The organism is Longimicrobium sp. (assembly GCF_036399255.1).
Classification (GTDB): domain Bacteria; phylum Gemmatimonadota; class Gemmatimonadetes; order Longimicrobiales; family Longimicrobiaceae; genus Longimicrobium.
In genome coordinates, this window is sequence record NZ_DASWNM010000009.1 from 1 (window position 1) to 7,021 (window position 7,021).

Annotated in this window: 4 protein-coding genes and 1 riboswitch; of the genes, 2 read left to right on the plus strand and 2 right to left on the minus strand. The window is 69.4% G+C overall.

Annotated features, from left to right (window positions below; translation table 11 throughout):
* Nucleotides 1-1,455: 1,455 nt before the first annotated feature.
* Together VGC13_RS00685 and VGC13_RS00690 are read right to left on the minus strand one after the other, a co-directional pair.
* Complete coding sequence (locus tag VGC13_RS00685) at nucleotides 1,456-2,397, minus strand: YihY/virulence factor BrkB family protein (RefSeq protein ID WP_331123261.1); 942 nt, start codon at nucleotides 2,395-2,397, stop codon at nucleotides 1,456-1,458.
* Nucleotides 2,398-2,508: 111 nt separating this feature from the next.
* Nucleotides 2,509-2,697, minus strand: a complete 189-nt coding sequence (locus VGC13_RS00690) for a hypothetical protein (RefSeq protein ID WP_331123262.1) — start codon at nucleotides 2,695-2,697, stop codon at nucleotides 2,509-2,511.
* A gap of 137 nt (nucleotides 2,698-2,834) precedes the next feature.
* On the opposite strand from VGC13_RS00690, the gene VGC13_RS00695 reads away from it, so the two are divergent.
* Together VGC13_RS00695 and VGC13_RS00700 are read left to right on the plus strand one after the other, a co-directional pair.
* Nucleotides 2,835-3,608 carry a hypothetical protein gene (locus VGC13_RS00695; RefSeq protein WP_331123263.1) on the plus strand — a complete coding sequence of 258 codons (774 nt, stop codon included), beginning with the start codon at nucleotides 2,835-2,837 and terminating at the stop codon, nucleotides 3,606-3,608.
* A gap of 810 nt (nucleotides 3,609-4,418) precedes the next feature.
* Nucleotides 4,419-4,493: riboswitch (cyclic di-GMP riboswitch) on the plus strand.
* Between the two features lie 34 nt (nucleotides 4,494-4,527).
* Nucleotides 4,528-6,075 carry a hypothetical protein gene (locus tag VGC13_RS00700; RefSeq protein WP_331123264.1) on the plus strand — a complete coding sequence of 516 codons (1,548 nt, stop codon included), beginning with the start codon at nucleotides 4,528-4,530 and terminating at the stop codon, nucleotides 6,073-6,075.
* Nucleotides 6,076-7,021: the final 946 nt, after the last annotated feature.

The window sequence follows — 7,021 nt, forward strand, 5'->3', positions numbered from 1 at the left end:
GGGCCTCCTGTCATTCTGGAAACGAGGACGGCGCATCCGGGAGCGGGGAGGCGGCAGGAGGGAGCATTCTCCTAAACGGGATCATGCCAGTGCGGGCAAGGCACTGGCGTGTCACCAGTGATGGGGCCGCAAACTTCCCCAAGCCACGCTGAATAACGGGGTAGCACCACCAGTGTTGTACCGGCCTTGGCTCCCGGATGCGCGCCTCATTCTACAAGCCCCAGCCCGCCCCGTCGTCAAGTTTCTGGCGTGATGGAAGGCGCCCCGCGTCTACAGGCGCTGAAAAGAATGATCGTACAGAGGAACAGAGTCAGACAGAGAACGCGAGCCGAGTTATCATCTTGGTTCCTCTGTTCCTCTGTTCCTCTGTATCCATAAAGGTGTTGTTTCCCGGATCCGGTGTCATTCTGAGGAAGGCGCGCGCGCAGTCCTTTCGAGGTGCACCATCGCCTGTGCGCCGACCGAAGAATCTCTGTCGGGAACGGGAGGCCCTCGCGCTGAACGTGGACGCAGCTGACGCGAGGGCGCGCCCATCCGGCACATTCTCGGTCGGCGCCTGGACTGCGGGGCAGGGCAGGGTCCTCACGCGGCGCCTTTCTCATATCAGAGGGTGTTGCTAAACCCCCAACCTCACAAAGAAGCGATGACTTCCTGAGGGAGCGCACCACGTGTAAACCGATTCCACACAACCGCCTGCGCGCGACCGAAGGACCTACTCTCCGGCAAGGTGGGGCCGGCTCCATGCCGCGGGACCAGCCCCGTCGTTCTGCTGGCGCGGTCCTTCGGTCGGCGTCAAGGTGCAGTGTACAGGCGAGTTGCGGGGCGTCGCCTCCCTCAGAGCGTGTTTAAGAATCCGACGCTGCGCATCCAGGCAGATCTACGAGCGCTGTCATTCCGAGGCCCGGCCACGCCGCAGCCTGCTTTCACACAGAGGTTGCAGGGCCGAGGAATCCCTGTCGGATTGCTGGAGGGCAGACGCGGCAGCCCGTGCCTGCTTCGCGGCTACGACACGGGCGGACAGGGCCAGTGCCGGAGCGGTGCAGCGGGGCACCAGCAGCAGACAGTAGATTTCTCAGTCGGCGCGCAGGATTTCGTGCGAGCCGATGGTGCGGTGTGGCGCCTCCTTCGAAATGACAGACCGGCGCGAGCGCTGGGATTCTTAAACTCCCTCTGAGGGAAAGATCCCTCGCGTCCCACTACGCCGAGTCTCGCATTCGGCGGGATGTGGCGCCGGCTGAAGAATCTGATGCTGGACGGCGGGATCTCGCGGTTACGCGGGGTTCCCGGGCGATGCCCGGGGACGGGGGTCCGCGCGAGGGGAAGGAGATTCTTCGGTCGCGCCAGCGGGCCCCGCGGCTTTGCCGAAAGCCCGGGGTGGGCGCTTCCTCAGAATGACAGGTTTTGCCTTGGGGTTCGTAACAGCGCGCCCGTTCACCCCTTCACCCCTTCACCCGTTCACCTCTTCGGCAGCGGCTGCGGCGCCGGCAGGGGCGACTTCGTCGGGTCGCCGATCTCGTCGTTCATCCGCCGCGCGCCCTCCTTGGGGACGATGCCCGCGCCCTGGCGAATGGCCCACGCCTGCGTGAACTCCGCGCCGAAGAGCACGATCATCGACGAGTAGTAGATCCACACCAGCAGCAGCGCCAGCGACCCCGCCGCCCCAAAGGCCTCGCCCGGGTTGCTGCGGCCCAGGTACATCCCCAGCAGGAACTTGCCGATGGTGAACAGCAGCGACGTCACCACCGCCCCCACCCACACGTCCTTCCAGGCGATCTTCGCGTCCGGCAGCACCTTGTAGATGGCGGCGAACAGCCCCGTGATCACCACGAAGCTCAGGATGAAGTTGAAGACGTGCGCCACCACCTCGGACCCGCCGGGGATCAGCCGCCCGATCATCCCCCCCACGGCGGAGAGCGCCGCGCTCAGCGCCAGCGACACCAGCAGCAGGAACGCCACCCCCAGGATCATCCCCAGCGACAGGATGCGCTTGGTGATCATGTTCTTGATGCCGCCCGCCCTGGGGTCCGGCTCCACCTCCCAGGCGCGGTTCAGCGCGCTCTGCAGCTGCAGGAACGACCCCGTGGCGCCAAAGATGACGGCGGCGATGCCCATCACCGCCTTCAGCCCGCGCCCGCCGGGCTTTTCGGCCTCGGTCATGATGGTGCCGATCTCCTGCGCGCCCTGCGGGCCCATGAAGCTGCCCATCTGCTGGCTGAGCGCCCGCTGCACCTCGGCCGGGTCGAACACGGCGCTGGCGATCAGCAGGATCAGGATGAGCAGCGGCGGCAGCGAGAACACGATGTAGTACGAGAGCGCCGCCGCCCGCACCGGGCACTCGTCGTCCGAAAAGTCCTTCACCGCGTCCTTCAGCAGCCCAAGGATGCCTTGCGCCTTCATTCTCCGCCCCTTCCGTCGCGTTTGTCCCCCATCCCCACGCCCCACCCGGGCGGCGCCGTTTGCAAGCATGGTTCCACGAACCCTTTGCATCCGGCCGCCCATCCGGCGCTGTCACGCGCCGGGCGATCCGTCCGGCTGCTCGCGCGCCTCGGGCGACCCGTCCTCGCTGCCGTCGGGCGCGTCGCCGCGGGCCGCCAGGCTCTTCGCGGAAAGCCGGGCGTCGCGCTCGCCGGTGTGGTCCTCCGCGGAGACGCCCGTGGCCTCCTCGGCGTTCAGGTCGTGCTTTCGGTCGTGCGGCATCGGGCTCTCCGTGGTGCAGAGGTGAATGACGATCGTCCTCTGCATCCCCTTCATCATCCGCGCCGCCGTTGCCCCCGCCGCCCCCGCGCGCCTATCCTTGGGGAGCCGCGACCGATCCCGATCCCCCGTCCCCGCCGATGCCAGACCTGCTGAGCCCCGCGCCGCCCGCCGCCCGCCCGCCCGTGCCGGGCGCACCGCCGGAGACCGGCGACCTTCACCTGCACCCCACGCGGATCATCGAGACCATCGATGCGCTGGGCGACCGCATCGAGGAGCGCTTTCCCGGGAGCGGGCTGGCGCGCGTGGCCCGTCAGCAGCTGGGCATCGCCCGCAACACGCTGGCGCGGGTGGAGTGGGTAAAGCGCCCCATCCTGTGGGTGCGCGCCGCGGCGGGGCTGGTGATTTTGCTGCTGGTGGCGCTGGTGGCGGGGATCGCGCTGCGGGTGAACGTGAACGGGCAGGGATTGCACTTCATCGACGTCATCCAGGCCGTGGACGCCGCCATCAACGAGCTGATCCTGCTGGGCGCCGCCATCGTGTTCCTGGCCACCACGGAGAGCCGCATCAAGCGCAAGAAGGCGCTGGCGTCGCTGCGCGAGCTGCGCGCCCTGGCGCACATCGTCGACATGCACCAGCTCACCAAGGACCCGGAGCGCTTTACCGACTCCGGCGCGCGCGTGCCCGACACCCCCTCGTCGCCGCGGCGCACGCTGACGCGGTGGGAGCTTTCGCGCTACCTGGACTACTGCAGCGAGATGCTGGCCCTCAACAGCAAGCTCGCCGCGCTCTACGCCCAGACCCTGGACGACCCCGTCGTCCTGGCCGCCGTGGACGAGGTGGAGACGCTGACGACCGGCCTGTGCGCGAAGATCTGGCAGAAGCTGGTGATCGTGAACCGCGCGGGAGGGTAGGGGGGTGAAGGGGTGAGCGGGTGAAGGGGTGAGCGGGTGCGCTGTTACGAACCCCGAGGCAAAACCTGTCATTCTGAGGAAGCGCCCACCCCGGGCTCACGGAAAGCCGCGGAGCCCGCTGGCGCCACCGAAGAATCTCCCTCCCCTCGCGCGGAGCTCCGTCCCGGGCATCGCCCGGGAACCATCCCCATCCTCAGTTCGCGGAAACACCTGTCATTCTGAGGAAGCGCCCACCCCGGGCTCACGGAAAAGCCGCAGAGCCGTTGGCGCGACCGAAGAATCTCCCTCCCCTCGCGCGGAACTCCGTCCCGGGCATCGCCCGGGAACCCCGCGTCACCGCAAGAACCTGCCGTCCAGCACGCGGACTCTCGGTCGGTCTTCCGCCGGCCGAAGTGCGAGGGGCCCCGCCAGCGGGGTGTGCCCTTCGGCGCGGCGCATCGTCATTCCGAAGGAGCGCCGCGATGAACCCGGAGGGATCCACCGCATCCCGCGCGCGACCGAGGAATCTGCCATCCGAGCTTCGTGCACCTTCCCGGCGCTGGCTCGCGGACGCGGCGTCTGGAGTGCACCGTCACCCCCGGAGCCGCACGGGCCAACTCGCTGCAACGTACCGTTACACCCGCCACGCCGCGTTGCACCGTTTTTCCTCTCCCTTACCGCTTTCCGGACAAGCATTTACCCGTAAATACGAGGCAGCATCAGGGCCCAAGACAAGGCCCTTGTGCGCCGCCATCCGCCGGTTATATTCGACCCGTCTTCTGCTACGGAACTTTGTTGCACGAAAGTCCCGCGGAAAGCAGTTCCTTCAGTTTCCCGAAACGGCACCCCGGTCGCGAGGCCGGTCCGCAAAGCTAGGGGTCTCCCTGAGACAGCCCGGCCGCCGAAGGAGAGCACCCACCTGCTCCTCCCAAGGCTCGTCATGGTTCGACTCTCCTCCACCCGCGTCGTCGCCGCGCTCGCCCTTCTGGCCGCGGCGGCCTGCACCGGCGATGCAACGTCGCCGCTCGCGCGCGCTCCGCAGGACGCCGCACTCTCCGCCAAATCCGCCCGCAGCCTGCACACCGGCAAGTACCGCGACAGCGGCCTGCCGCACGCCACCGGCCGCTCCGGCAGCGCCCGCCTGGCCGCGCGCGCCCTGCTGGGCAGCGACGGCGTCACGCGCCTGCTGGTGACCACCGGCAGCGTGGACGACCCCGCCCGCGCCCCGGGCGAGCTGGCCAAGGTGCAGCTCAAGGCGTACGCCCCCGACGGGACCAGGCTGTTCACGCAGAACTTCCAGCGCCCCACCTCGGGCGGCTCGTACGAGTTCCTGCTGCACGGCCTGCCGCGCGGCGCCCGCATCGAGGTGCAGGCCAACGTGCGCGGCATCGACCGCAACCGCACCGACGTGGTGAACGTCACCGCGACCGTGGGCAGCGCGCCGGTGCTGGCCGTGAGCATCGACCCGCCCGCGCAGGTGGTCGCCGGCGTGCCCACCGTCATCACGGGCACCGTGCGCGAGACGGCCGGCCAGTCGGGCGCATACACCGCGTGCGTGCTGTACGTGGACGGGGTCGAGGTGGACCGCATCGACCGCGTGTGGGTGGACGCGGGCGACGCCGTGACCTGCGCCTTTACGCACACCTTCCGCACCACCGGCACGCACCCGGTGCAGATCCGGCTGGAGCGGGACGCGGGCGACACCACGCTCATCGGCGAGATGCCCACCGCGGGCGGGCAGGTGAACGCCGTGACGCCCAACCCCACGCCCACGTGGACGGCCACGGTGATGGACCGCACCGTCAAGCTGGACCTGCAGTACGACGAGACCTGGACCCGCCTGGACGGCGGAACCCGCGTGCACAACCAGAACACCGGCGAGGCGCCGCGGACGCAGACCTTTGCGCTGACGGGCTCCGTGGCGCGGGCGGTCTCGTTTCCGCTGGCGGCGGTGGAGGTGGCGGTGTGGTCCGACGCCGGGGCGTGGCACGCGCCGGTGTGGACCGGCGTGACCGCCGGCGCGCCCGACGCGCAGGGCCAGTCGTGCACCGACCAGCTGGTGGTGGAGCAGGGCGCGCACTTCTACGTGTGCAGCACGGGCTCGGGGGTGCAGGGAAGCACGGCGTTCGGGTACACGCGCTTCGCCGGCACCGTCACGTACCACTCGGTGGTGTTCGGCCGCCAGTGGGACCAGGTGAACGGGCAGGAGACGCTGTGGGGATGGAACAACGTTTCCGAGACGTACGGCGGCGGCGGCCAGATGCGCCAGCTGGGCACCGCGGTGAGCGTGCACCTGGAGATCACCGACGCCGTGGGCACCATTCCCGTGAACGCCACCGTGCCGCTGTCCCCGTTCGACAGCACGGTCACGCTGGCGCCGTACGCCTGCCGCAATCTGTTCCCGTACTGGCTGGACGGCGGCCTGCAGCGCATCTGCGAGGGCAGCACCCAGCGCACCTACGGCTGGAGCGGCGAAGCCGCCGGCTGACGCCCCCTGGACGCACCACGAACGAAGCCCCCGCGCGACACACGTCGCGCGGGGGCTTTTTCGTGGGCCGGCCCGGCTGCAATGGGCTGCAATGGGCTGCAAGGGCGAATGAATTCGCTGCAACAACCACACGAAGCCCGCCTTCGCGGGCTGGCGGCTCTGGAAGAACCGAAGCCTGCCGTGCGCGCCCACGCATCCCGGCGCGCCGGCCCATGCCCGCCCGAGCAGGTGAAGCCCCGTTCGGCGAGCGTAGCGAGCCGAGACGGGGCTTATGGCATTTCTAGCCCCGGGTTTTAACCCGGGGCGGGGCGGGCGGGGGCGACCTTGGCGGCGCGACGGACGCGCCAACGCCGCCGACGGGGCCGGCGGCGCGGTGGCGACGGGCCCGGCGAACGTCGTCGGCGAACGAGATGGCCGGGCGCTCCGCACCCGGATCCCTCCGCACGCCGGAACGTGGCAATCCGAGCGCACGCTGACGCCAAAGTCCCTGTCGGCTGCAAGGGCGAATGAATTCGCTGCAACGACCACACGAAGCCCGCCTTCGCGGGCTGGCGGCTCTGGAGGAGACGGAGCCTGCCGTGCGCGCCCACGCATCCCTGCGCGCCGGCCCATGCCTGCCGAGCAGGTGAAGCCCCGTTCGGCGAGCGTAGCGAGCCGAGACGGGGCTTGTGGCATTTCCAGCCCCGGGTTTCAACCCGGGGCGGGGCGGGGCTGGCGGGGCGATGACGACGGTCTCTGTACCCGAATTCATCCGCACCCCGGAAGGTGGCAATCCGAGCGCACGCTGACGCCAAAGTGCCTGTCGGCTGCAAGGGCGAATGAATTCGCTGCAACGACCACACGAAGCCCGCCTTCGCGGGCTGGCGGCTCTGGAGGAGACGGAGCATGCCGTGCGCGCCCACGCACCCTGGCGCGCCGGCCCCTGCCCGCCCGAGCAGGTGAAGCC

What these genes read in the sequence shown, in the direction of transcription:
- VGC13_RS00685 (WP_331123261.1), bottom strand. Translation starts at nt 2,397, where the DNA reads ATGAAGGCGCAAGGCATCCTTGGGCTGCTGAAGGACGCGGTGAAGGAC.
- VGC13_RS00690 (WP_331123262.1), bottom strand. Translation starts at nt 2,697, where the DNA reads ATGCCGCACGACCGAAAGCACGACCTGAACGCCGAGGAGGCCACGGGC.
- VGC13_RS00695 (WP_331123263.1), top strand. Translation starts at nt 2,835, where the DNA reads ATGCCAGACCTGCTGAGCCCCGCGCCGCCCGCCGCCCGCCCGCCCGTG.
- VGC13_RS00700 (WP_331123264.1), top strand. Translation starts at nt 4,528, where the DNA reads ATGGTTCGACTCTCCTCCACCCGCGTCGTCGCCGCGCTCGCCCTTCTG.